This window comes from Streptomyces sp. DSM 106670, assembly GCF_055792845.1.
The window spans coordinates 2,280,381-2,304,529 of sequence record NZ_CM147704.1; the positions used below are offsets into that span (position 1 = coordinate 2,280,381).

Sequence of the window (24,149 nt, forward strand, 5' to 3'; positions counted from 1 at the left end):
GTGGAGAGACCGGCTGGACGGGCTCCGGCACGACGAGGACTCCGTCGGCCAGTCTCCGTGAACGGGCCCGCCCAGGCCTTTGCCTCGTCCAGAAAGACCAACCCGGCTCGGCCACCGGCACGAAAGAGCTGACGAAACCACAGGGGGAAGCAACGTGGAAATCGAAATACTGGGAGCCCTGCTCGTGACGGAGGGCGGGATCTCCATCACACCCACCGCGCCGAAAGTGCGGCAGGTGCTCGCGATCCTGGCGTTCTTCGCCGACCAGGTCGTGCCCGTGTCCGCGTTGATCGAGGAGCTGTGGGCCGACAGGCCGCCACGCAGCGCCCGGACCACCCTCCAGACGTACGTGCTCCAGCTGCGCGAGCTCATCACCGCCGCGCTGGCGGCCCAAGGCCCCGGTGTGGCAGCTGTGTCCGCCAAGGACATCCTCATGACGGTCCCTGGCGGCTACCTCCTCAACACCAGGGGCGGAACCAGCGACGTACGGGAGTTCGAGAGGCTCGCAGGACTCGGCTACCGCGCCGTCGGCGACGGCGATCACGCGGGAGGCGCGCGACTGCTGGGCGACTCCCTCGCGTTGTGGCGCGGGGCGCCCTTCGCCGACGTCCAGCTGGGCAAGCAGATGGAGATGGAGGCCGCCCGCCTGGAAGAGAGCCGGCTGTGCGCTCTCGACCAGCGCATCGAGACGGACCTGCAACTGGGACGCCACCGGGAACTGCTCGCCGAACTGACCGTTCTCGTCAGCCGGTACCGCACCCACGAGAACCTGAGCCGGCAATTCATGATCGCTCTACAGCGCTCGGGCCGCCGGAGCGAAGCGCTGGACGTCTACCGGAAGCTGCGCGGGACTCTGGCACGCGAGTTGGGCCTGGAACCCTCGATCGCGTTGCGCCAACTACAGCGCTCGATCCTGCTGGCCCACACCGATGTGGCGGCCACAGCCACGGAGCCCGGCCTCCGAGCGGTACGCGCGGTCTGACCCCTCACAGGCGCGTTCGAGCGGTTCGACGCAGGTGGGAGAGGGAGCGCGCCGCAGCCGCACGTGGCTGGGCGGAGGTCCGCTTGACGAAGACTCAAGGAATCCGAGGCGGCCTGTTTCAGTCAGTACGGTGCTTGAGGTCGGACCTGCAGATGCGGACAAAGAAGTCCGTATGCCTTGCTTCGGAGAACGATTCGAGAAGATCTCGACGAGTCATGGGAGAACGTCAATGAGGATCCGGGTTCTGGGGTCGTTGAATGCTGACGTCAATGGTGTCTCCATCGTCCCCACAGCGGGAAAACCACGCCAAATCCTGTCACTTCTCGCGCTGTACCCGGGGCAGATCATGCCTGTGCCGACACTGATGGAGGAGATCTGGGGCACCAACCCGCCGGTCAGCGCGCTGACGACCCTGCAGACCTACATACTGCAGCTGCGGCGTCGGCTCGGCACGGCCATGGGACCCGATGCGCCGCACACCGCCAAGGACGTACTCGCCACGCGGCACGGCGGATATGTGCTGCAGATCCCGTCGGACAGCACGGACGTGCACGAGTACGAGCGCAGAGTGACGGCGGGACAGGCGGCCTTCGAAGCCGGCGACGACGAAGGCGCCGCCCAGACCCTGCGTCAGGCTCTGGCCCTCTGGCAGGGCCCCGCCCTGGTCGACGTGCGCGTCGGCCCCGTGCTGACCATAGAGGTGCTCCGGCTGGAGGAGAGCAAGCTGGTCACGGTGGAGCGACGCATAGACGCCGACCTTCGGCTGGGCCGTCACTGCGAGATCGTCGCCGAGCTCCGCGACCTGACGGCACGCCACCCACACCACGAAGGGCTGCACTCGCAGGCCATGGTGGCTCTGTACCGGTCGGGGCGGCAGGCTGCGGCTCTCGACCTCTACCGGAAGCTGCGGGTCCGGCTCATCGAGGAGCTGGGCGTCGAGCCGTCGCCGCAGATGCAGCGTATGCACCAGGCGATGCTCGCCGTGGACCCCGCCCTGGACCTGGCCACCGGGCCCCGGCGCGGCTCGACCTTCGATCTCTACGCCGCCTGAGGTGCCGACCGGTCGAGTTTCAAGCCCGCCTCGAGGGGCGTCCGCGAGCCTGAACAGACACGCGCGATTCCGACGGGCCGAAGGAGAGCAGAGATGCCGGACACCGAATTGCCCGTTCGGCTGTACTGCTTCGCGCACGCGGGGGCGGGAGTCTCGGTCTTCCACGGTTGGGGACGCAGGACGGGTCCGGGCGTCGAGCCCGTGCCCGTGCTGCTGCCCGGCCGCGGAGGGCGGCGCCAGGAGCCGCGCCTGACCGACCGCGACTCACTGGTCGCGCACCTGATGGACCGCATCAGCGTCACGGCCGGTCAGCCCTACGCGCTGTACGGGCACAGCCTCGGTGCCATGGTGGCCCACGCCCTCACCCAGGCTCTTCACGAAGAAGGGCTGCCGCTGCCCGCGCTCATCGCCGTGGGTGCCTGCCCGCCCCCTGACGAGACCAGCAAGCTCTCCGACGCCTGCGAAAGCTCTGACGAGGATCTGCTGGAGATGCTCCACACCCTGGGAGCGCTGCCCGACGGCGCCGAAGCACGGCGGTACTGGCGTCGTGCCTCGCTCCCCGTTCTCCGCGACGACCTGCGCCTGGCCGGTGCGCTCCGCGTCGCCGCCCGTACATCGGGGGCCGCGTACGGGCCGCTGCCCGTTCCCATGCTCGCTGTATCCGGGAATCGTGACCCGTTGGTGTCACCCGAGGCAGTCGGCGGCTGGCGCCGCTGGAGTACCGGGCCCGTAGCCACTCGCACCGTGACCGGCGACCACTTCTTCGTACGCGGTGGCGTGCTGCCCCGTCTGACGGGCCGGGCCTGCCGCGTCGTGCGGCGACTCGACGCCATGGCCGGGCGCGCGTCGTCGCCGGTCTCCGCCGCACAGCCCTGATACGTGCCGGCCGTCGACGAACGGCCGGCCCGGCCCACCGATCCGCAGGCCGACCGATGACCCCTAGGCGTGCTCAGCACGAGAAGAAGAGAGGCACCATCATGCAGCAGCTCGACCTCACCACCCTGATCGGCCTCCTGCGCAGCAGCGGGGGCAGCGAAAACCAGGACCTGAACGGCGACGTGCTGGATGTCGGGTTCGCCGAACTCGGCTACGACTCCCTGTCGCTCCTGCAGGTCACCGGCATCATCGAGCGCGATTCCGGGGTCACGCTCGACGAGCAGGCACTGGACGAGGCAGAGACCCCGCGGCAGTACATCGCGGCCGTCAACCAGGCGCTGTCCACGCAAGCCACGGCCTGAGCCGGCTGGTCGGCACAAGAACACCGCACAGTGGGGCGGGCCCGCCGGGCCCGCCCCACCCCTGCCGGACGGGGCCGGGCCGCTTGATGGCTCACGGCCGGTCACGTCCGCCGAAGACAGGAGCGAAACGCCGATGGCCGAGACGGCCCTCCACCGCACGTCCCACCGTGTCGACATAACCGCGTCGGCCGGAGTCGTCTACGGACTCGTCGCGGACGCGGTGCGCTGGCCACTGTTCCTCGCCCCGACGGTGCATGTGGAACCACTGGACCTGGAGGGCGCCGATCAGCGCCTGCGCCTATGGGCGCTCGCCCACGGCGAGGTGACGTCTTGGGTGACCCGGCGCACACTCGACCCCGCCGCGCGACGCATCGACTTCCGCCAGGAAATACCCGCACCACCAGCACAGGGGGTATCCGGCTCGTGGGTCGTCGAGGAGCTTCCGGAAGGTTCCTCGCGCCTCACTCTGCACTACGTCCTTCCGGTGCCCGGAGAACGCACCACCGGTGCCACCTGGCTGGAACTGGCCGAGGAAGCCGAACTCCGCGCCCTGTTGGAGAACGTGAAACACCTGGCCGAACGCTGGACCACCCTCGACGAACTCGTCGTCGCCGTCGAGGACACCTTGCGTGTCGACGGACCGGCCGAGCTCGCTTACGACTTCCTGTACAGGATGGACAACTGGCCTGGACAGCTCCCCTGGCTGACACGACTCGACCTCGTTGAGGAGACTCCCGGAATCCAGCGGGTCAGGATGGACATGGTGACGGACAGCGGCCGCACGCACACCACCGAGGCCGTACGCGTGTGTTTCCCCCACAGCGGCCGGATCGTGTACAAACTGACCGAGCCGTCCGCGGCGACGGCCGCGCAGGCCGGTGAATGGTCCGTCGAGCCCGACACGACCGGCCTGACGGTCGTCGCACGGCACCAGGCTGTGCTGAGCCGCCGGTACGGGACGGACGCAACGGGTGCCGCCGACACCGATCCGACCGCCGTTCACCGACGCGTGCGCCAGGTACTCAGCCGGGACAGCACCGCCATCCTCCGGCTGGCCGGACGGTACGCGCAGGGCGCCGTCCGCAGGATCGCTCCGAAGTCCTGACCAGCAGCCCGCTCATGCTCCCCTCCGCAGACTTCCCTCCAGGTTCCCGGAAGGCGCTCCGGCAGGCCGCCGGCACGCATGACCGGACTGCCGCGCTCCGACGGGCCGCCCTCCTCGACGAGCTGCTCGGCGATCCCTTCGACCCGGGCAACCCTCACGGGTTCACCGCACTGGTCGAAGCCGACAAGGACCGGCGTCCACCGGTGGAGACCGAGCGGCTGCTCGCGGTGACAGGGCTGGGAAGCGAACTCGTCCCCGTCCGGCACGGCGGTACGTTGGCCCGCGCCGATCTGCTGCTGAAGGTGCTGCGCCCCGTCTTCCGGCGCGACGTGGCCCTCGGTCTCGGATGCGGCGTCTCCTCGTCGTTCGCGGCCTCGACGGTATGGGCGGACGGCAGCGCGACCCAGCGGAGCTCCGTCGCCGCGCTGCTGCTGGGTGGCGGCCGGATCACCGTCGTACACCCCGGTCTCGCGCCGGCCGGTGGAGTGTCGCGGGACGGGTTCACCCTGCGCCGGGTGGCTGACGGAAGACTTGTCCTCGACGGCTCCAAGGGCATGATCATGGACGCGGAGCGGGCGGGCGCCTTCGTGCTGCACGCCGCGACCGGCACCGCGTCCGGGCCCCACAGCCACTCCGCGCTGCTCCTCGACCCCGGCCGGCTCCCGGCCGGGCTCATGCGCCTGCTGCCGCGTACGGCCACCTCAGGATTGCGCACGGCCGTCTTCTCGGGGCTGCGGTTCACCCGGTGTCCGGTGCCCGGTGACGCGCTTGTAGGACGCCCCGGGGAAGGCGCGGCCCTCGCCCTGCGTACGAACCAGATCAACCGGTGCCTGGTCGCCGGCGCGGCGATCGCGGCGGTCGACCCGGTGCTGCGTTCGGCCGTGAGCGCCGCCACCGTGAACAGCACCGCGTCACCGGCCCGCCGCCGGCACCGGACGCTCGCCGGCGTCTTCGCTGATCTGCTCGCCTGCGACGCCCTGGCACAGGCCTGCCTGCGGGCGGCGAGTCTGGTTCCCGAACGGGCCCACGTCCCGACCGTGGCGGCCACATACGTGATTTCGGCGTTGCTCGGGGACGCTCTGGAAGAACTGTCCGTCGTCATCGGTTCGGCGGACCGGCCAGGCGGTGGTCTCCCCCGAGGCCTGCTCGCCAAGCTGACGCGCGACCTGCCCGCGGCGGGACTCGGCCGGGCCGGCGCAGCCGCGTGCCAGGCAGTGATCGTCCCGCAGCTGCGCACACTGGCGACCCGTTCGTGGTTCGTGGAGCCCGAACCGCCGCAGGGACTGTTCGGGAACGGTGCCGGTCTGCCCGCGCTGGACCACCGGTCGCTGACGTTCGCGGGGGACGCGGACTTCCTGGCCGCCCACCTGGCCGGTTCCGCCGAGCGGATCGCAGGCGCCCGGGCCGCCGACGGGCGAACAGCCCTGCTCGGGCGGTTGGCCAACGGATTCCTGGGGGAACTCCGCCTCCTGCGCGAGCAGTGCCGTGCCCTGCCCGGGCCGTTCGGAACGGCTGTGTCCGGCCCCTGGGCGGCTGCGCTGAGCGATCGGTACGGGCTCGTCGTGACGGCGGCAGCCGTTCTGGGCACCTGGGAAGCCGAGGAGGACGGAGCGTCCTACCTGTCCGACCCGGACTGGGCGGTGCTCGCACTGTCCCGCCTGGCCCACCGGGCGGGCATCGAGGTGCCGAGTCCACCGCAGGACTGCGTCACCGGCGTGCTGGACGAACTTCTGCGCCGCCACCGAGGCGGACAGGCCTTCGACCTCGACGGCGCGGAGCTGACGCGGTGACCCACAGGGAGCGCACCGGGACGGCCGAGGCACCGCGCATCATGCCGCCCGTGCATGTAGGAAGCCCCGACGGCCCTTGGCAAGGACTCCACCGTGCAATGGACGAGTGCGGCAACGCGGTCGTCTTCACCACTTGGGGGGAGTGGCTGCCCGCCGTCGTCACCGAACCCCGGCTGCGCCGCATGCTCGGCCGCGACTGGCAGCGCTACCGGCGCACCGAAGACCCCACCGTGCGACTCCGGTTCGCCGCCGCGAGGCTCGTCCTGAAACACGCCGCGGCAGCCGCTCTGGAAACCGGCGCCGCGGAACTGGACCTCGCCTACAAGATCGGCGGGCGGCCGCATCTGCGCGGCGTGAGCCAGGTCGAAGTGAGCCTCACCCACACCGACGAGCTGATCGTGGTCGGCCTCAGCCGCACCGGGCGGCTCGGCGTCGACGCCGAGCCGCTGTCACGCGTCCTGTCCCTGGACGTGATGCTCTCCCGCGTGTGCACGCCCGGCGAGCAGGCAGCCCTCGGAGCTGTCGACGGCCCGGACCTGACAGCGGCCATGCTGCGCCTCTGGACCCTCAAGGAGGCCTACACCAAAGCGCTGGGACACGGTCTCCGCCTGCCCTTCACCGAGTTCGGCGTCCCCCGCCTTGCCGAAGGGGAGATCGCTACGAACGCTCGCGAGGGCCTGCTCGCCCCCGACGGTGCCCCGGCCGCCACCGGCGCGTGGGCGTTCGGCGCTTTCCGCGCCCTGGACCGGTATCTCGTCAGCGTGGCCTGCCACGACACCGGCCCCGGGCCAAGCCCTGAGTCCGGCGGTCCCGGCCTGTGTGACGAGAAGTCCATGAGTCTGGTCTCGCGACTGCTGCGCCAGGAGCCCGGACCGTACTTGAGCCCATCTCCAAGGGGCCTTGAGCCCACCGTGTGACCGTGAACCGTCCGACGTCACATCGAGGAGGACCGCTCGTGCCGGTACGGACGATCAGGTCCTCGGTTACGGAGAAGCATGTGGGCTTCCGGTCCAAGGCCACCGCGTTCCTGTGGTGGGTCGGCCGGGCACTGGCCGCTGCCGGTGCCCTGTGGGTCCACATTCCCCCACCTGATGACGAGGCCGGGCAAGAGGTGCTGCTCCAGCCCCCGCCGGGCCATCCCGAACAGCTACGTCCCGATGTCCCGCTCAGCGTGGAGGAACGGGACCTGGCACGCCGGCTTCTGAACCCGAAGGAGATCGCGTGATCGCCGACACCGCTGCCGCCGCGTCCGACCGGACCGCCGAACTCGCCCAGCTCAAGGAGGAGGCCGCCGCCGGCCCTGACGAGCAGGCCACGGCCCGGCAGCACGCGAAGGGAAAACTGACTGCCCGGGAACGGATCGACCTGCTCCTCGACGAGGGTTCGTTCCATGAGATCGAGGCCCTGCGCAGACATCGTGCCAGCGGCTTCGGCCTGGAGAACAAGCGCCCGTACACCGACGGTGTCGTCACCGGCTGGGGGACGGTTCACGGGCGGACCGTGTTCGTCTACGCCCATGACTTCCGGATCTTCGGCGGTGCCCTCGGTGAAGCGCACGCCACCAAGATCCACAAAATCATGGACATGGCCATGTCGGCCGGCGCCCCGCTGGTGTCACTGAACGACGGTGCCGGCGCGCGCATCCAGGAGGGCGTCACCGCCCTCGCCGGCTACGGCGGCATCTTCCGGCGGAACACCCTCGCCTCCGGAGTGATTCCGCAGATCTCCGTGATGCTCGGCCCGTGCGCCGGTGGTGCCGCCTACTCGCCCGCGCTCACCGACTTCATATTCATGGTGCGCGAGACCTCGCAGATGTTCATCACCGGACCGGACGTCGTCAAGGCCGTCACCGGCGAGGAGATCACACAGAACGGGCTGGGCGGAGCCGATGTCCACGCGGCCGTGTCCGGCGTCGCGACCTTCGCCTACGACGACGAGGCCACCTGCCTGGAAGACGTACGGTTCCTGCTCTCCCTGTTGCCGTCCAACAACCGTGAGACGGCACCCCGCCATTCCCCGGACGATCCGGCCGGCCGGCGCACCGAGGCCCTCCAGGAGATCGTCCCCGCCAACCCCAACCAGGCGTACGACGTACGGGCGGTCGTCGAGGAGATCGCCGACGACGGCGAGTACTTCGAGATCCAGCCGGACTGGGCGGCCAACGTCGTGTGCGCACTGATCCGCCTCGACGGCCATGTGACCGGCGTCGTCGCCAATCAGCCTGCCGCCTTCGCCGGTGTGCTCGACATCCACGCCAGCGAGAAGGCCGCCCGTTTCGTGCAATTCTGCGACGCGTTCTCCATCCCGCTGGTGACCCTCGTCGACGTCCCCGGCTTCCTGCCGGGTGTGGACCAGGAGCACGGCGGTGTCATCCGCCACGGCGCGAAGCTGCTCTACGCGTACTGCAACGCCACCGTCCCACGCGTACAGCTGATCATGCGCAAGGCGTACGGCGGCGCGTACATCGTCATGGACTCGCGCTCCATCGGCGCCGACATCTCCCTGGCCTGGCCGACGAACGAGATCGCGGTCATGGGCGCCGAGGGGGCCGCCAACGTGATCTTCCGGCGGGAGATCGCCGCGGCGGACGATCCGGATGCCGTCCGGTCCCAGAGGATCAAGCAGTACCGGACCGAACTGATGCACCCGTACTACGCCGCTGAACGCGGCCTGGTGGACGACGTCATCGATCCGGCGGCGACCCGCTCCGCGCTCATCGGCGCCCTCGCCATGCTTCGGCCCAAGTACACGGACCTGCCCTCCCGCAAGCACGGCAACCCACCGGTGTGAAGGACGGGCGGAGACCATGACGACCTGGCAGATCACCAAGGGCGCCCCCACCGCGGAGGAGACAGCCGCCCTCACCGCGGTTCTGGTGGCCGCCCTGAGCCGTGCGGCCGCCGCCGGGCGGGACACGGCGACGAAGCCGGCGGAGACCGGTACCGGTTGGCACCGAACGCACCGCGGCCGGCACGCGCCCCCCGGCACGTGGCGCGGCAGATGACCTCCGGCTGCAGGCCCGTTCGAGCGCCGCTCCAGCCGGGGACGGAACCGTACTCATGGCACACCACGCGAACCGGACCCACGTCAGGAGAGACCCACCATGACCGACGCCAGGCTTGTCGGAACCTGGACCACCGAGCTGGAGGACGACGGCAAGTCCGTGTTCGGACTCGCATCCTTCACAGGTGACGGCGGCGTCACCTGCTACCAGGTCAACGCCAAGAACATCGGCCTGGGCAACTGGGAGTCCACCGGAAAGGACTCCTTCCACTACAACTTCCACATTCTCGCCGTGAATCCGGAGGGCGAGCACGTCGGCGAGGCGCACGTCTTCGTCACCGGTGAATTCCTCTCCGAGGACCACTGGGAGGGCACCGGCGGCGCCAACTTCTACTCGCCCTCCGGCGACCTCCTGCGAGGCCACGAGGGCTCCAAGGTGTCCGCCCGCAAGTTCGGCATCGACAAGTAGGCGTCGGATTCGCACACGTTCGTCCCCCGGACCGGCGACTCACGGAGGAGAAACCCTCATGCTGCGCGATGAACTCACAGGCGAGCTCGTTCTCCGCTCCGATCCGGGGTACCAGCTGGCCAAGCAGTTGCAGAACACCGAGTACGACTCGGTCACGCCGTACGGCATCGCCTACTGCACATCCCCCCAGGACATCCTGGCCTGCGTACGCCACGCGCGGGAGACCGGCATCACGGCGCACATCCGAGGGGCGGGCCACAGCTTCAACGGCTGGTCCACCGGCCCCGGCCTGGTCATCGACCTGTCCCGGATGAACCACGCCGCCGTCGACGGCCACACCGTCCGCATCGGGGCCGGCATCCAGTCGCTCGACGCGCTGGACGCCCTCAAACAGCACGGCCGCCAGATCATCACCGGTACGTTCCCCACCGTCGGCCAGGGCGGTTTCCTCAGCGGGGGCGGTCTGGGCTGGCAGACCCGCAAGTTCGGCGTTGCGAGCGATCGCGTCGTCTCGGCGCGGGTCGTCCTCGCCGACGGCAGGACTGTGGTCGCGTCGGCGGACGAGCACCCGGACCTGTTCTGGGCCCTGCGGGGCGGCGGCGGTGGGAACTTCGGAATCGTCACCGAATTCGAACTGCGCCCCGTCGACGCCCCGCGTCTGACCGGTTTCGAGACGCTGTGGTCCTTCGAGGACGCCGCCGACGTGCTTGCCGCCTGGCAGTCGTGGGCCGTCCAGGAATCGGAGGACCTCGGCACCTCCCTGGTGGTGCTGCCCGGCATTTTCGGGCCCGGCGGAAAGCCGATCGTCAAGGCATGGGGAGTGCACCACGGCCCGTCCGAGGAGCTCGAACGCGCCCTTGATGTGCTCACCGAACTCACCGGCACGAAGCCCGTACACCGCGAGGTCTCGGCGACCGGGGCGTACGCCGACGTCATGCACGAGGCGCTGTGCGGCTCCAAGACCGTCCAGCAGTGCCACCGCACCGGCACCCATCCGGATGCGGTCGGCCACCGGCACCCCTACACCCGGCAGGCCTACCGCCTCACCGGCAGGGCCGTCACACGCTCCGAGGCCGAGGCCCTGCTGCACGCCTGGGATCCCGGCCTGGACAACGAACGCTATCTGCTGTGCATCGCGCTCGGCGGTGCCGCCAACCGGGTCGGCCGCACCGAGACCGCCTATGTGCACCGTGACGCACAGTTCCTGACGGGCTTCCAGATGGCCACCCGTGATGCGGCGGCGGCCGCGCAGGGCCCGGCCGAGCTCGACGCGTGGGCCGACCGGTGCGGCGCGGCCCTCGCACCGCTGGCCACCGGCTCCTACATCAATTTCCCCAGTTCCCGGACGGAGGACGGGTGGGAGACCGACCACTACGGGGAGAACGCAGCCCGACTGCGCGAGATCAAACAGGTCTACGACCCCGACGGCTTCTTCCAGCACGGCCGAAGCATCGACCCCGTTCGGAAGCGCGGTCAGCAGACGACGAAAGCAGGACGATGAAGACAGGACTGACGGACAAGGCGGTGCTCGTCACCGGTGCTTCTCGCGGAATCGGCCGGGCCACGGCCCTCGCCTACGCCGCGGAGGGCTCGCGGGTCGCGATCACCTACCACTCAGATGAGACGAGGGCGAAGGAGACGGCCGAACAGGTCGCTGCGGCCGGCGGCACCCCGTTCGTGGTCCGCTACGACCTCGGCGACGAGGACTCCGTACGGGCCGCCGTCGCCGCGGTGGGCGCCGAGTGGGGCGGCATCGACGTCCTTGTCGCCGGCGCGGTCGAGTGGGGTGACGCGATCCCACGGCCCGGCCGGAAGATGCCCGCCTTCGAGGACCTCCCGCCGGAACAGTGGCAGCGGGTCCTCCGCACCTCGGTGGACGCCGTCTTCCACACCGTGCAGGCAGTGCTGCCCCTCATGCGCGGCCGGGACTGGGGCCGCATCGTGCTGATCGGCGCCGGCCTCGCGGACACCGGTATGACGGGCGCGGGCGCGTACGGAGCCGCCAAGGCCGCCCTCCACGGGCTGGTGCGCAGCCTCGCCTGGGAGCTCGGCCCTGACGGAATCCTGGTGAACGAGGTCGTGCCCGGCCAGACGCTCACCGAGAACGTGCTCACCCACGCCTCGCCGGCCTTCCTGGAGAACAAGGCCAGGTCTCTGCCCTCGGGCCGCATGAACACTCCCGAGGACGTCGCGCGCGCGATCCTCTTCCTCGGCTCCGCCGCCAACGGGAACGTCCACGGCGAGGCACTGCGCGTCACGGGCGGCCTGTGAACCCCGTCCCTCTTCCCCACCCGCACCGCACCGCCCACCCGCCGCACACCGAGGAGTTCCGATGACCGACACACTCGACGAGCCGAAGACGCTGGCGGACGGATCCGAGGAGGCCCCCGCCTATCCCATCAAGCGCACCTGCCCCTACCAGATGCCTCCCGGCTACGACCAGCTCCGTGAGAAGGGCCCCATCTCCCGGGTGACCCTCTGGAACGGCCGGCTGGCCTGGCTGATCACCGGTAACGATCTCGGCCGCAGGCTGTTCCCCGACGCCCGGCTCTCCTCGGACGTCCTCGACCCCGACTTCCCGCTGCTCGCGCCCCGGATCGAGGCCCAGCGCCAGCAGGCCGCCGCGCCCCCGCTGGTCGGCGTCGACGACCCGGTGCACGCGCGCCAGCGCCGCATGGTGTTGCCGAGCTTCGGCATCCGCCAGGTCAACGCGCTGCGCCCGGCGATCCAGAAGTGCGCCGACGAGCTGCTCGACACGATGCTGGCCAAAGGCCCGGGCGTCACCGTCGACCTGCTGACCGAGTACGCGCTGCCGATGCCGTCCGCCGTCATCTGCATGCTGCTGGGTGTCCCGTACGAGGACCACCACTACTTCGACGAACGCTCGCGTCACGTTCTCTCCTCCTCCGGCCCGGAGCAGGCGGCGCAGGCGCAGCAGGCCTTCACCGAGATCCTCGCCTATCTGGACGAGCTGATCAGCCGCAAGCAGGCCGAACCCGGTGACACCCTTCTCGACGAACTGATCGCCCGCCAGCTGGAGGAGGGCAAGGTCAACCGTCAGGAGCTCGCGATGATCGCCACCGTGCTGTTGGTCTCCGGCCACGAGACGACCTCCAACATGATCGCCCTCTCCACGATGGCACTGCTGGCCGACCCGGGGCAGCTCGAGGCGCTGCGCGCTGACGAGTCCTTGATGCCGCAGGCTGTGGACGAGCTCATGCGCTATTCCTCTATCGGCGACATGCTCATGCGCGTGGCCAAGGAGGACATCGAGATCGAGGGCCACCTCATCAAGGCAGGTGACGGGGTCATCCTCTCGACCATGCTGATGAACCGTGACAACGCCTCCTTCGAGCGGGCCGACGACCTGGATGTCCTCCGGCCTTCCGGCCGCCATGTCGCCTTCGGCTACGGCATCCATCAGTGCATCGGCCAGAACCTGGCCCGTGCCGAGATGGAGATCGCCCTGGCGACCCTGTTCCGCAGGGTGCCGACGCTGGAACTGGCGGTTCCCGCCGACCAGGTGCCGGTCAACGCGCCCTTCGTACTCCAGGGAGTCTCCGAACTCCCCGTCACCTGGTAGGTCGCCGTGCTCATCTCAGTCGACTCCGACCGGTGCATCGGCTCCGCCCAGTGCGCCGTCACCGTGCCCTCCGTCTTCGAGCAGGACGAGGACGGGCTCGCCACCGTCATCCCCGGCCGCGAGGACGGCGGTGGCGAGCCACTGGTGCGTGAGGCTGTCCGGGCATGCCCGGTGCGGGCCATCGTCATGAAGGAGACAGAGGGCGTGTGACCATGCGACGGCTCGGGGCACGGACGGTGCGGCGTCCGTGCCCCGAGCCGTTCTTGACGGAGGTTCAAGTGGCTCCGGAAACGATGGGTCCATGGACATTCGCAGCCTAGACGGCGACGACCCCGCCACGATTTCCCTTCTCCTGCCGGGTTTCCAGGAGACAATGAGCCTAGAACTGCCCGGCGATCCGCCGGTGTCGCAGGACTTGCTGGCCCGGTTGCTGCAACGCAGGCACGGCGCCGACCGGATCGTACTGGCGGCCTTCGACGGTGACCGGCCGGCCGGCTGCACCAAGCTGGGCCTCGATCTCGGTGTCCCGGACGGACCCGGCCACGGCTCGCTGTGGGTCTTTCCCGCCTTCCGCCGCCGAGGTGCGGGCACGGCCCTCGTCGAGGCCGCCCGTCGCGAGCTGCGCGCCCGCGGCCGGGACCGTCTGATGGTCGACGCCCCTCACACCCCGGCCGCGGAGCTCTTCGCCACCGCCTGCGGCGCCGAGCTGCACGGCACCAACCTGCGCAACCGGCTCTTCCTCAAGGGCCCCGCCCGCGCCGGCCTCGACGCGTCGGCCGACCGTGAGGTGCCGGGCCACCGGCTCGTCCACTGGAGCGGCCGCTGCCCCGAGGAGCTGGTCGACTCCTACGCCCGCGCATGGGGCGCCCTGGACGCTCCCGTCAACGGCCAGGCAGAAGTCCGAGTCCCCACCGCCGCCGACGTCCGCGCCCGCGAGGCCGAGGCGGAGCGCGCCGGACACCGCCAGTACGTGACCGCCGCCGTGGGCGCGGCCGACGGCGAGGTCGCCGGGTACGCCACCCTGTTCGTCCGCGACAGCCCGATGGCCGACGCGGGGGAAACCCTGGTCGTCGCCGACCGGCGCCGCCGGGGCCTGGGCACATGGATCAAGGCCGGGCTGCTGTCCCGGGCCGCCGTCGAGAACCCCCACCTCGCCCTGGTGCAGGCGTGGAACGGCGTGCACGATGACGCCGTCCTCGCCCTCAACCGCCGTCTCGGCTTCGTCACGGACAGCTCTTGGTCGACGTACTCCGTCAAGGCCTGATTACCCGAGGGAAGTTCGAGTTCTGGTCCACCGGCCGCTGCCACGATCCGCACAGACCTGAAACCGCGAGAGGGGTTCTCTGTGAGTAGCAGCGGCACACGCGTACTGATCGTCGGTGGCAGCCTCGTCGGCCTGTCCACCGCTGTCTTCCTCGCCCACCACGGGGTGCCGGTCACCCTGGTCGAGCGACACCCCAGCACCTCCATCCACCCCCGCGCGGTCGGCTACTACCCGCGCACCGCCGAGCTGCTGGCAACGGTCGGCGTCGAGCAGGCCGCCAAGGCAGCCGCCGCCGGCTTCGAGAAGCACCGGACCCGCGCGGGCGTGGAGTCCCTCTCGGGCAAGGTCCTGTTCGCCAAGGAGGAGCTGGAGGGCGGGGACGAGCTCGCGGACCTGACCCCGTCCACCTTGCTGCTGCTGCCCCAGGACCGTCTGGAGCCGATCCTGCGCACCCGTGCCGAGGAGCTCGGGGCCGACCTGCGTTTCGGCACCGAACTCCGATCCTTCACCCAGGACGACGACGGGGTCAGAGCGGTACTCCGGGGCGCCGACGGCAGCGAGACCGTTCTGGCAGCCGACTACCTGGTGGCCGCCGATGGACCCCGCAGCTCCGTGCGCGAGTCCCTCGGGGCCGAGCGGGAGGGCCGGGGCGTGCTCTCCCGGCACGTGAGTATCGCGTTCGGCGCGGACTTCGGCGCAGTGCTGGGTGAGCGCCGCTACAGCGTGGTCCATGTCCAGAACGACAAGGTCACGGGCATCCTCGTGCACGACGACACCCTCACGGAGGGCACCCTGATCGTCGGCTACGACCCTGCGAGGGGCGAGGGGCTGGACGACTTCACCGACGCTCGCTGCGCCGAACTGGTCTCCGCGGCCATCGGCTCGGACAAGGTCGACGTCACCATCCGCTCCCGCTTCCCGTGGGACATGGCCGAACTGGTCACCAAGGACTTCGTGCACGGCCGCGTCCTCATCGCGGGCGACGCCGCCCACCAGATCCCGCCCACCGGGGGGTACGGCGCCAACACCGGCATTGCCGACGCCTTCAACCTGAGCTGGAAGCTGGCCTACGTGCTCAGGGGCACCGCCGGCCGCGCCCTGCTGGATACGTACCACGACGAGCGGCGGCCGGTCGGCACGTACACAGCGCGGCAGGGATCGCTTCAGCTCGCCGTACGGTCCCGGACCGCCACCGAGGAACAGCAGGCCGCGACGCACGACGCGATGCGCGTCACCATGGGGCAGGCCTACCCGTCGGGCGCGTTCATCGGTGAGGAGGGCGCGGAGCAGCTGCCGCTGACCTCCGATCCGCGCACTCTGCGCGGCGAGCCGGGCACGCGCGCCCCGTACGTGGTGCTGGAGCGCGACGGCGCGCCGGTCGCCACGCTGGATCTGTTCGGCGACGGCTTCGTGCTGCTTGCCGGGACGGAGGGCGGCTCCTGGGCGGAGGCGGCCGCAACGGCCGTGTCAGAACTCGGCGTGGACCTCGCCTTTCACCGCATCGCCCCGGCCGCAGGAGGCGGTGCCCTGACCGATGTGCGGGGGCGCTGGGCCGAGGCTTACGGAGTGGGCGCGGCGGGCGCCGTACTGGTCCGCCCCGACGGGATCGTCGCCTGGCGCACCCGTGAAGGCGTCCCCGTCGGTGAGCAGGGCAGGGCGCTCGTAGCGGCGTTGCGCACCGTGCTGGCCCGATGAGCGGGGCGGGGCCGGCGGTCAGCCGTTGGCGGAGGCGCCCTGTGCCTGCGCGACCGAGTCGACGTACTTGATCAGCAGACGGGCGAGCTGCTGGCGTTCGTCATCGGGCCAGTCCTGGGTGATGAACTCGAAGGCAGCCCGCTGATGCCGGCGGAAGGCCGCCAGCATCGCCAGTCCCTCATCCGTCATCTGCAGGATCGTGCGGCGCCCGTCCTGCTGGGAGGCGGCGCGGATCAGGTATCCGGCCGAGATGCAGTCGGTGACCATGCGGCTGGCCACGGAGGGGTCCACGGCCAGCCGCTCGGCGACGACGCCGACGGTGATCTCCTGCCCGTCGTGCTCGGGTCCCTCATCCACGATGTTGAGCACCAGCGTCCGCGTCATGTCCTTCCGGGACACCGGGCTCTCCGCGTTCAGGGCGGAGGCGCGACGCAGCCGCGAGAAGGCCGGGCCGACCGCGTCGAGCGGGTCCATGGCGGCCAGTGGGCCCTTGGCGGACGGAGGCTGGGTGGTCTTCTGCCCGGTGGGTGAGGTCTCCATGGCGAACATCCTAGGCGCGGCGATCGAGGACAGCCAGCATGTGTATGCTCACAAGCTATTGCATGTCATCAAGCACATAATTTTCCCCTGACCGGAACCACTCACACCCTCTGGAAGGATCACCATGCCGGACACCAAGGACTTCGACTTCGACGTGATCATCGTCGGTGGCGGCCCGGTGGGGATGCTGCTCGCCTCCGAGCTCCGCATCGGCCGCGCCAAGGCCGTCGTACTGGAGAGGCTCACCGAGCGCACCCCTCACTCCAAGGCCTTCGGACTGCACGCGCGATCGCTGGAATCACTCGATCGCCGTGGACTGGCCGACCGCTTCCGCGACGGCGCCCGCTCATGGAACAACGGCCACTTCGCCGGCCTCGACGTCTGGGTCGACTTCTCGCTCCTGGACAGCGCCCACAACTACGCCCTGCTCTCCGAGCAGACGCGGACCGAGCGCATCCTCGAAGAGCGCGCCGAGGAGTTCGGCTGCAAGATCCGCCGCGGCCACGAGGTCACGGCCGTCCGCCAGGACCAGGACGGCGCCGAGGTCGACGTCATCGGCCCAGAGGGCCCGTACACGCTGCGCGCGCAGTACGTCGTGGGAACCGACGGCGGCCGCAGCCTGGTTCGCAGGTCCGCGGGGATCGCGTTCCCCGGCACCGGTGGCCGCGTCACCGCACGGCTGGCCGACGTCGTCCTCGCCGACCGCGAGAACGCGCCGATGGGCATGGAGCGCACCGAGCGCGGGCTGCTCTTCTGCGTCCCCCTCGACGAGAAGTACCACCGCGTCGCCACCTTCGACTTCGAGAAGGGCAAGGAAGCGGGCTCCGAGCTCGGCTTCGAGGAGTTCAAGGACAGCGTCCGCGAGATCTGGGGCGACGACATGGGCGCCTCCGAGCCGCGCTGGCTCTCCTGGTTCACCGACTCCGCCTGCCAGGCCGAGACCTATCGCAAGGACCGTGTCCTGCTCGCGGGCGATGCCGCCCACACCCACTTCCCGGTCGGGGGCCAGGGCGTCAACCTGGGCCTGCAGGACGCACTCAACCTCGGCTGGAAACTCTGCGCCGACATCAACGGCTGGGGCGGCGAGGGGCTGCTCGACACGTACGACGCGGAGCGCCAGGAGCCGGCCCGTCAGGTGCTGGCCAACACCCGCGCCCAGATCGCGTTGATGAACCCCGACCCCTACGTCACCCAGCTCCGCGAGCTCTTCCAGGACCTCATGCGGAAGGACCAGGTCAACCACCACATCGCGGAGATGCTCAGCGGCGTGCGGGTCCGCTACGACCTGCCGGGCCCCGAGCACCGCCTGCTCGGCGACTTCGCCCGCGACCTGAGCCTGGAGACGGAGGAAGGTCGCAAGACCCTCCCGAAGTTCCTGCGCCGGGGAAACTTCGTCCTCCTCGACCTGGCCGGCCGGCCGGAGATCGCCGAGGAGCATGCGAAGTGGGCCGCACCACTCGACTGGGCCGGGCGCGTCCAGCGGGTGGTCGCCGAGTGCGGGGACGAGCCGGAGCTGGCCGGTGCGCTCATCCGCCCCGACGGTTACGTCGCCTGGGCCGCGGACCGCGACGCCTCGTCCGCCGAGATCGCCGGGGGCCTGCGTGCGGCCATCGAGACCTGGGCCGGCGTCACCGACCCGACCCGCGCAGTCTTCAGCTGACCAGCCCACCGCCCGTAACGGACCGGCAAAGAATGCCCACATCCTCCATAAGATGTGGACTGACAATCAAATGCATGCAAGCATGCATACGTATTGCTTCTGAGCCCCAGCAACTCGCGACGGCTCCGCGGAAACCCTGTTGGGAGAAATCATGCGCATCATCCGCCACTACGAGCACGGCGCGCCGTCCGTACTGCGCCTCGAAGAGGTGGAGACGCCGCAACCCGGAACGGGTCAGGTCCTGATCCGCGCCGAGGCCATCGGCGTCACCTTCGCAGAGGTCCAGCGCCGCCAGGGCATTCCGATCGGCGGTCACGCCGGCCTCCCCGGCGCCCCCGGCGGCGATGTCGCCGGCACGATCGAGGCCGTCGGAGACGGTGTCACCGGCTTCGCCGTCGGTGACCGCGTCGTCGGCGACATCGACCAGAACGCCTACGCCGACCACGTCGTCGCCGGCACCGACTGGCTCATCAAGATCCCGCAGGACCTCGACGCCGCCGCGGCGACCCTCCTGCCCAGCCCGGCCCAGACCGCGTACCACGCGATCAAGGAGGCCGGCCGCCTCCGCCCCGGCCAGACCATCGTGATCGACGCGGCCTCCGGCGGCGTCGGCCACCTGGCCGTCCAGATCGCCAAGGCCCTCGGCGCCGGCAAGGTCATCGCCACCGCGAGCACCCGGGCCAAACTCGACTTCGCGCGCGAACTCGGCGCCGACGTCACCGTCAATTACACGGACGAGGACTGGACCGACCAGGTCCTCGCCGCCACCGACGGCCGCGGCGCCGACGTCGTCCTGGAGACCGTCGGCGGCGACGTCCTGCTGAAGTCCCTCGGCATCACCGCCCAGTTCGGGACTCTCGTCTTCTACGGTTCGGCCTCCGGCGACATCCCGGATCTGCCCACCCTCGCGCTGTCCCGTATGAAGAACGTCGCGGGTTTCAGCCTCTACGCCATGCTCTACAACAAGCCGGACGCCGTGGCCGACGGGCAGCGCCACCTGTTCGAGCTCATCGCCTCCGGCCAGGTCAAGCCGGTCGTGCACGACCGCCTTCCACTCGACGAGGCCGTCAAGGCCCACGAGCTCATGGAGGCGCGCGCACAGCTCGGCAAGATCGTCCTCGTTCCTTGAGACACCGCTGAGCAGGCGACCGGCCGGCACAGCAGAAGAACCACGACCTTCCCCTGAGCCCCTTCCGAGGGCCGAGAGCCAGGTGACACCGGACGCGTCGAGCGGCCGGTGCGACGGGGAGCACACACCGATCCGAAAGGCGGCACCACCTTGTCCGCTCCCACTCCCCCAGCACCCGGAGGGCTGCACCCCTCCGGCACCAGGACCACCCCGGTCATGGTCGCCTGCATGCTCTCCGCGTTCGTGGCCATCCTCGACCTGCAGATCGTCTCCACCGCCCTGCCCCGCATCGCGGGCGACCTCGGCGGTATCGACCTCTTCGCATGGGTGACCATCGCCTACGTCATCGCCTCCAGCGTCACCACGCCGATCTACGGCAAGCTCGGCGACCTCTTCGGCCGCAAGGTCACCTACCTCTCGGCGATGGGCCTGTTCCTGCTGGGCTCCGCGCTCGCGGGCGCGGCCGGCAGCATGGAGCAGCTCATCGTCTTCCGCGTCGTGCAGGGCCTGGGTGCCGGAGGCCTGTTCGTCTCCGTCCTCGCCATCATCGGCGAACTGTTCGCCCCGCGTGAAGGCGCCAAGTACTACGGGATGTTCGGCATGGTCTTCGCCGGGGCCTCCCTCGCCGGCCCCGCTGTCGGCGGCATGCTCACCGACGCACTCAGCTGGCACTGGGTCTTCCTGGTCAACCTTCCCGTCGGCGCTGTGATCGTCTTCCTGCTCGTCAAGTACCTGCACCTGCCCAGGACGGTCCGCGAGGGGGCCAAGCTCGACTACGCCGGCATCGTCACCCTTTCGGGGGCCATCATCACGCTCACCCTCCTCACGTCATGGGGTGGTGTCGAGTACGCCTGGACTTCGCCGCAGATCATCGGCCTCGGCCTCGGCACCCTGCTGTTCCTCGGCCTGTTCATCAAGGCCGAGTCCAGCGCCGTCGAACCGATCGTCCCACTGCGCCTCTTCAAGGACTCCACCTTCACCATCTCGCTGCTCGGCACCACCGTCTGCGGCATCGTCTTCGTCGGCGCCGTGCAGTTCCTCGCCCTGTACGTCCAGGTCGTCACCGGGGCCAGCCCCACCGCCTCCGGCTTCATCCTGCTGCCGATGATGATGGGCCTCGTCCTCTCCTCCGTCGGCTCGAACAAGATCATCGGCAAGACCGGAAAATACAAGGTCTTCCCCATCCTGAGCATGGCTCTGGGTATCGTCGGCGCCCTCCTGCTGTCCACCATGGACCCCGGGACCCCGCGCGCCCTCACCATCTTCTACATGGTCATCTTCGGCTTCGCCTCGGGCCTCTCCGCCCAGGTCTTCACGCAGGCCGCCCAGAACACCGCTCCCCCGCAGGACATGGGAGCCGTCTCCGGCACCGTGACCTTCGGCCGCTCGTTCGGCACCTCGATCGGCATCTCGCTCTTCGCGGCCATCTTCTACGGCCGCCTCACCGACGAGCTCGCCGTCCGGGTGCCGGCCGGCGCCCTCGACGGCATCGACCGCAACTCCCTCTCCTCGGACACAGTCCTCAGCACACTGGCCGCCCCGGTACACAGCGCCGTCGAGGAAGCGTACGCCGCCTCGCTCACGCCGGTGTTCACCGCTGCGGTGCCGATCCTCGCGCTGGGCCTCGTCCTCACCTTGCTGATGAAGAACCTCACGCTTCGCTCCCGCCACCACGGCGAGGACCAGCAGGCCGAGGCCCCTGCACCGGCCTCCGCCGACAGCACCCCCGAAACGGCCTGATCACATCGTCCCCCGTATGTGACTCATGGCCGAAGTGCCGCCCCACCGCGACGAGCGGCCGGGGCGGCACTTCGCTGTGTTCCGGGGCAGACACCCGACGCCGGGCTTCAGAGCGCTTCGAGTAGGACTCCACGCGTATCGGCCATCGTCACTGGAAGGACCGGAGCGGTCCCTCACGGCTCGCTAGGAGGCTCGCGTGACAACGACCGATGACCGTACGACGGCCGCGGCGGTCGACCCCGGTCCGCTGATCAAGCTGACCATTGCGGACTGCGCGGCCAAGGTGCTGCACAGCGCGGTGTCCCTCGGCGTGTTCGCCGCCCTCGCCGAGGGTCCAGCCGGTGCGGACCACGTCGTTGCCGCAACCGGACTGCACGAGCGCATGGCGCCCGACTTCCTCGACGCGCTGGCCGGCCTGGGTCTGCTGGAGCGTACGGGGGATCAGTACAGCAACGGCCCACTGGCCGAGGCATACCTCGTCCCGGGCACCGCAACCTACCTCGGCGGTTTCGTCGAGCTGACCAACGAGACCCTGTACGGCACCTGGGGGCGGCTCACCGAGGCGCTCACCACCGGAGCCCCGCAGCACCTCGACCCCGACAAAGGCGGCTTCGTCGGGGACAAGCACAAGGACCCGGCGAAGATGAAGCGCTTCTTCGCGGGCCTCGACGCCTACAGCGACCGCATGGGTATCGAGATCGCCGGCGCCGTCGACTGGAGCCGCCACACCTCCTTCGTCGATCTTGGCGGCGCGCGCGGAAATCTCGCCTCCGTCCTGGTCAAGGAACACCCCCACCTCAAGGCAGGGGTCTTCGACCTGGAGCGCACTCGCCCGCTCTTCACCGAGCACACCGCCCGCCTGGGTCTGAACGAACACATCGAGTTCACCGGCGGCGACTTCTTCACGGACGACATCCCGAAGGCCGACGTCATCGTGCTCGGCCACATCCTGCACGGCTTCGACAACGACCGGCGCCGGGATCTGCTGCGCCGTGTCTTCTCCGCGACCAACCCCGGCGGCCAGGTCCTCATCTACGACCGGATGATCGACGACGAGCGCCGTGACGCCGAACGTCTGCTCTCCAGTCTGCACATGCGCCTGGTCAGCCAGGACGGCTCCGAGTACCGCATCGACGACGTCCGCACCTGGCTCACCGAGGCCGGCTTCACCGGCAGCACCGCGGAACCGCTGCTGGGCACACACACGCTGGTCACCGCCGTCCGATGACCGCTCAGACGCAGCCGCCCGCCCCGACCACCCAAGGAAGCAATATGAGCCAGGAGAGTGTTCCCGTCCTCATCGTCGGCGGTGGCCTCACAGGCCTGTCCGCCGCCGTGTTCCTCGCCCACCACGGGGTGAAGTCCACGCTTGTCGAGCGTCACCCCGGCACCTCCACCCACCCCAAGGCCCGCGCCATCAACCCGCGCACCATGGAGCTCTACCGCGCGGTGGGCATGGAGGAACGCGTCAAGGCCGGCCGTTCACCGATCTCCGGCAACACCGACCTGGTGCATGTCGAGACGCTCGCGGGCAACGAGCGGGTCCGCATGCCCAACGCCTCCATCGAAGACATCAGCCGTATCAGCCCCGCCCAGTGGACCCTGATCGACCAGAACCAGCTCGAGCCCATTCTGCGCAAGCGGGCCGAGGAAGTCGGAGTCGACCTGCGCTTCCACACCCGTCTGGACGCCGTCACCGAGACCGCCGACGGCGTGACCGCGGCCCTCACCGACCTCGGCACCGGTGAGCGCACCGAACTGCGCGCCGAGTACGTGATCGCCGCGGACGGCAGCCGCAGTCCGGTCCGTGAACTCCTCGGCATCGGTTCCCACGGCCGCGGCACCCTCACCAACCTGGTCAGCTTCTTCTTCGATGCCGACCTCGAGGAGCCGCTGCGCGGCCGGAAGATCATCGCCGCTTACGTCAACAACCCCGAAGTCCGCGGCACGATCATCCCTATCGACAACGACCGCAAGTGGGTCATCAACGTCTCCTTCTTCCCCGACAAGGGCCAGAGCGCGGCGGACTTCACACAGGAGCACTGCGTCGAACTGGTCCGCGCCGCGGTCGGCGTCCCGGACCTGCCGCTGACCATCGAGTCGGTCGACATGCCCGCCTGGGACATCTCCGCGCGGGTGGCGGACACCTTCGCCCGCGGTCGCTACCTCATCGCCGGCGACGCCGCGCACGTGATGCCGCCCACCGGCGCCTTCGGCGCCAGCACCGGAATCCAGGACGCCTACAACCTGTCCTGGAAACTGGCCCTCGTACTCGCGGGCAAGGCCGGGCCGGGACTGCTCGCCTCCTACGACTCCGAACGCCGTCCGGTCGCCCAGGAGACCGTCCGTCAGGCGATGCTGCGCTTCGCCGTCCGCGAGGGCAAGCAGTTCCAGGACGTCGCCAAGGACCTGGTCGACGAGACGACGATGACCTTCGGATACGTCTACCCGGCCGGTGCGTTCGCCGACGACGGCACCGAGGGCCGAAGCATCACCGAGGACCCGGACAAGCCCAGCGGCCGCCCCGGCGCTCGGGCCCCGCATGTGGTCATCGAGGGCGACCACGGCCCGTTCTCCACGGTCGACCTCTTCCCGGCCGGCTTCACCCTGCTCACCGCGGGCCCGGCCACCCCGTGGGCAGCGGCGGCCGCCGCCGGCCGCGAACTCGGGCTGGCCCTCACCGTCCGCGGCATCGGGGTGAACGGCGACTACTCCGACACCGAGGGCACCTTCAAGGAACGCTACGGCCTCGCGGACGGCGGCGCAGTCCTGGTCCGCCCTGACGGCATGGTCGCCTGGCGCGCCGAAAGCCACCCCCGGGGCGACGTCTCCCGGACCCTGACCGGTCTGCTGCGGCAGATACTCGCGCTCGCCTGACCGTCGGCAACGGCCACGCACGA

23 protein-coding genes are annotated in these 24,149 nt (G+C 69.9%); 22 read left to right on the plus strand and 1 reads right to left on the minus strand.

Annotated features, from left to right (window positions below):
- The first annotated feature begins 154 nt into the window (after positions 1-154).
- The 17 genes from ACSMXR_RS10070 to ACSMXR_RS10150 all read left to right on the plus strand — a co-directional run bounded on the left by ACSMXR_RS10070 (position 155) and on the right by ACSMXR_RS10150 (position 16,180).
- Positions 155-982, plus strand: a complete 828-nt coding sequence (locus ACSMXR_RS10070; RefSeq protein ID WP_137233321.1) for an AfsR/SARP family transcriptional regulator — start codon at positions 155-157, stop codon at positions 980-982.
- Positions 983-1,211: 229 nt separating this feature from the next.
- Complete coding sequence (locus ACSMXR_RS10075; RefSeq protein WP_137233322.1) at positions 1,212-2,033, plus strand: AfsR/SARP family transcriptional regulator; 822 nt, start codon at positions 1,212-1,214, stop codon at positions 2,031-2,033.
- Between the two features lie 93 nt (positions 2,034-2,126).
- Positions 2,127-2,909, plus strand: coding sequence for a thioesterase II family protein (locus ACSMXR_RS10080; protein WP_137233323.1), 783 nt, complete (start codon positions 2,127-2,129; stop codon positions 2,907-2,909).
- 101 nt (positions 2,910-3,010) lie between these two features.
- Positions 3,011-3,271: an acyl carrier protein gene (locus ACSMXR_RS10085; protein WP_473171666.1), complete on the plus strand. Its 261-nt coding sequence runs from the start codon at positions 3,011-3,013 to the stop codon at positions 3,269-3,271.
- Between the two features lie 133 nt (positions 3,272-3,404).
- Positions 3,405-4,376 (plus strand): aromatase/cyclase, encoded by a 972-nt coding sequence (locus ACSMXR_RS10090; RefSeq protein WP_473171667.1) that lies wholly within the window; start codon positions 3,405-3,407, stop codon positions 4,374-4,376.
- Positions 4,377-4,390: 14 nt separating this feature from the next.
- Positions 4,391-6,166 (plus strand): acyl-CoA dehydrogenase, encoded by a 1,776-nt coding sequence (locus ACSMXR_RS10095; protein WP_473171668.1) that lies wholly within the window; start codon positions 4,391-4,393, stop codon positions 6,164-6,166.
- 98 nt (positions 6,167-6,264) lie between these two features.
- Positions 6,265-7,083, plus strand: a complete 819-nt coding sequence (locus tag ACSMXR_RS10100; protein WP_240805969.1) for a 4'-phosphopantetheinyl transferase family protein — start codon at positions 6,265-6,267, stop codon at positions 7,081-7,083.
- Positions 7,084-7,121: 38 nt separating this feature from the next.
- Positions 7,122-7,391, plus strand: coding sequence for a DUF6059 family protein (locus tag ACSMXR_RS10105; protein WP_240805970.1), 270 nt, complete (start codon positions 7,122-7,124; stop codon positions 7,389-7,391).
- Positions 7,388-8,956, plus strand: a complete 1,569-nt coding sequence (locus tag ACSMXR_RS10110) for an acyl-CoA carboxylase subunit beta (protein WP_473171669.1) — start codon at positions 7,388-7,390, stop codon at positions 8,954-8,956. Before ACSMXR_RS10105 ends, ACSMXR_RS10110 begins: the two co-directional genes overlap by 4 nt.
- A gap of 16 nt (positions 8,957-8,972) precedes the next feature.
- Positions 8,973-9,170, plus strand: coding sequence for an acyl-CoA carboxylase epsilon subunit (locus tag ACSMXR_RS10115; protein WP_137233327.1), 198 nt, complete (start codon positions 8,973-8,975; stop codon positions 9,168-9,170).
- Positions 9,171-9,269: 99 nt separating this feature from the next.
- Complete coding sequence (locus ACSMXR_RS10120) at positions 9,270-9,638, plus strand: hypothetical protein (RefSeq protein WP_137233328.1); 369 nt, start codon at positions 9,270-9,272, stop codon at positions 9,636-9,638.
- A 58-nt stretch (positions 9,639-9,696) separates the two neighbouring features.
- Positions 9,697-11,139 (plus strand): FAD-binding oxidoreductase, encoded by a 1,443-nt coding sequence (locus ACSMXR_RS10125; RefSeq protein WP_473171670.1) that lies wholly within the window; start codon positions 9,697-9,699, stop codon positions 11,137-11,139.
- Positions 11,136-11,909 (plus strand): SDR family NAD(P)-dependent oxidoreductase, encoded by a 774-nt coding sequence (locus tag ACSMXR_RS10130; RefSeq protein ID WP_473171671.1) that lies wholly within the window; start codon positions 11,136-11,138, stop codon positions 11,907-11,909. The genes ACSMXR_RS10125 and ACSMXR_RS10130 overlap by 4 nt, the downstream gene beginning before the upstream one ends.
- Before the next feature lie 61 nt (positions 11,910-11,970).
- A complete protein-coding gene (locus ACSMXR_RS10135; protein WP_473171672.1) occupies positions 11,971-13,221 on the plus strand; it encodes a cytochrome P450 in 1,251 nt (416 codons plus the stop codon).
- Between the two features lie 6 nt (positions 13,222-13,227).
- On the plus strand, positions 13,228-13,431 hold the full coding sequence (locus tag ACSMXR_RS10140; RefSeq protein ID WP_137233332.1) for a ferredoxin: 204 nt from the start codon (positions 13,228-13,230) through the stop codon (positions 13,429-13,431).
- 163 nt (positions 13,432-13,594) lie between these two features.
- Positions 13,595-14,485, plus strand: coding sequence for a GNAT family N-acetyltransferase (locus tag ACSMXR_RS10145; RefSeq protein WP_473171673.1), 891 nt, complete (start codon positions 13,595-13,597; stop codon positions 14,483-14,485).
- An 81-nt stretch (positions 14,486-14,566) separates the two neighbouring features.
- A complete protein-coding gene (locus tag ACSMXR_RS10150; protein WP_473171674.1) occupies positions 14,567-16,180 on the plus strand; it encodes an FAD-dependent oxidoreductase in 1,614 nt (537 codons plus the stop codon).
- Positions 16,181-16,198: 18 nt separating this feature from the next.
- Here the strand turns inward: ACSMXR_RS10150 and ACSMXR_RS10155 are convergent, their stop codons facing one another.
- A complete protein-coding gene (locus tag ACSMXR_RS10155) occupies positions 16,199-16,654 on the minus strand; it encodes a MarR family winged helix-turn-helix transcriptional regulator (RefSeq protein ID WP_473172367.1) in 456 nt (151 codons plus the stop codon).
- A gap of 190 nt (positions 16,655-16,844) precedes the next feature.
- Here ACSMXR_RS10155 and ACSMXR_RS10160 point away from each other — a divergent pair, with 190 nt between their 5' ends.
- The 5 genes from ACSMXR_RS10160 to ACSMXR_RS10180 all read left to right on the plus strand — a co-directional run bounded on the left by ACSMXR_RS10160 (position 16,845) and on the right by ACSMXR_RS10180 (position 24,126).
- On the plus strand, positions 16,845-18,380 hold the full coding sequence (locus ACSMXR_RS10160) for an FAD-dependent monooxygenase (RefSeq protein ID WP_473171675.1): 1,536 nt from the start codon (positions 16,845-16,847) through the stop codon (positions 18,378-18,380).
- Between the two features lie 151 nt (positions 18,381-18,531).
- Positions 18,532-19,509 (plus strand): quinone oxidoreductase family protein, encoded by a 978-nt coding sequence (locus ACSMXR_RS10165; protein WP_137233336.1) that lies wholly within the window; start codon positions 18,532-18,534, stop codon positions 19,507-19,509.
- Positions 19,510-19,659: 150 nt separating this feature from the next.
- Positions 19,660-21,249, plus strand: coding sequence for an MDR family MFS transporter (locus tag ACSMXR_RS10170; protein ID WP_473171676.1), 1,590 nt, complete (start codon positions 19,660-19,662; stop codon positions 21,247-21,249).
- A gap of 196 nt (positions 21,250-21,445) precedes the next feature.
- Positions 21,446-22,477 carry a methyltransferase gene (locus ACSMXR_RS10175; protein ID WP_473171677.1) on the plus strand — a complete coding sequence of 344 codons (1,032 nt, stop codon included), beginning with the start codon at positions 21,446-21,448 and terminating at the stop codon, positions 22,475-22,477.
- 44 nt (positions 22,478-22,521) lie between these two features.
- Positions 22,522-24,126, plus strand: coding sequence for an FAD-dependent oxidoreductase (locus ACSMXR_RS10180; protein ID WP_170994605.1), 1,605 nt, complete (start codon positions 22,522-22,524; stop codon positions 24,124-24,126).
- The last annotated feature ends 23 nt before the right edge of the window (positions 24,127-24,149 follow it).

Bases quoted from the DNA above. Each gene is read 5' to 3' on its own strand.
- ACSMXR_RS10085 (WP_473171666.1), top strand. From the start codon at position 3,011: ATGCAGCAGCTCGACCTCACCACCCTGATCGGCCTCCTGCGCAGCAGC.
- ACSMXR_RS10100 (WP_240805969.1), top strand. From the start codon at position 6,265: ATGGACGAGTGCGGCAACGCGGTCGTCTTCACCACTTGGGGGGAGTGG.
- ACSMXR_RS10125 (WP_473171670.1), top strand. From the start codon at position 9,697: ATGCTGCGCGATGAACTCACAGGCGAGCTCGTTCTCCGCTCCGATCCG.
- ACSMXR_RS10155 (WP_473172367.1), bottom strand. From the start codon at position 16,654: ATGGACCCGCTCGACGCGGTCGGCCCGGCCTTCTCGCGGCTGCGTCGC.
- ACSMXR_RS10120 (WP_137233328.1), top strand. From the start codon at position 9,270: ATGACCGACGCCAGGCTTGTCGGAACCTGGACCACCGAGCTGGAGGAC.
- ACSMXR_RS10115 (WP_137233327.1), top strand. From the start codon at position 8,973: ATGACGACCTGGCAGATCACCAAGGGCGCCCCCACCGCGGAGGAGACA.
- ACSMXR_RS10135 (WP_473171672.1), top strand. From the start codon at position 11,971: ATGACCGACACACTCGACGAGCCGAAGACGCTGGCGGACGGATCCGAG.
- ACSMXR_RS10145 (WP_473171673.1), top strand. From the start codon at position 13,595: ATGAGCCTAGAACTGCCCGGCGATCCGCCGGTGTCGCAGGACTTGCTG.
- ACSMXR_RS10180 (WP_170994605.1), top strand. From the start codon at position 22,522: ATGAGCCAGGAGAGTGTTCCCGTCCTCATCGTCGGCGGTGGCCTCACA.
- ACSMXR_RS10160 (WP_473171675.1), top strand. From the start codon at position 16,845: ATGCCGGACACCAAGGACTTCGACTTCGACGTGATCATCGTCGGTGGC.
- ACSMXR_RS10080 (WP_137233323.1), top strand. From the start codon at position 2,127: ATGCCGGACACCGAATTGCCCGTTCGGCTGTACTGCTTCGCGCACGCG.
- ACSMXR_RS10075 (WP_137233322.1), top strand. From the start codon at position 1,212: ATGAGGATCCGGGTTCTGGGGTCGTTGAATGCTGACGTCAATGGTGTC.
- ACSMXR_RS10130 (WP_473171671.1), top strand. From the start codon at position 11,136: ATGAAGACAGGACTGACGGACAAGGCGGTGCTCGTCACCGGTGCTTCT.
- ACSMXR_RS10090 (WP_473171667.1), top strand. From the start codon at position 3,405: ATGGCCGAGACGGCCCTCCACCGCACGTCCCACCGTGTCGACATAACC.
- ACSMXR_RS10095 (WP_473171668.1), top strand. From the start codon at position 4,391: ATGCTCCCCTCCGCAGACTTCCCTCCAGGTTCCCGGAAGGCGCTCCGG.
- ACSMXR_RS10165 (WP_137233336.1), top strand. From the start codon at position 18,532: ATGCGCATCATCCGCCACTACGAGCACGGCGCGCCGTCCGTACTGCGC.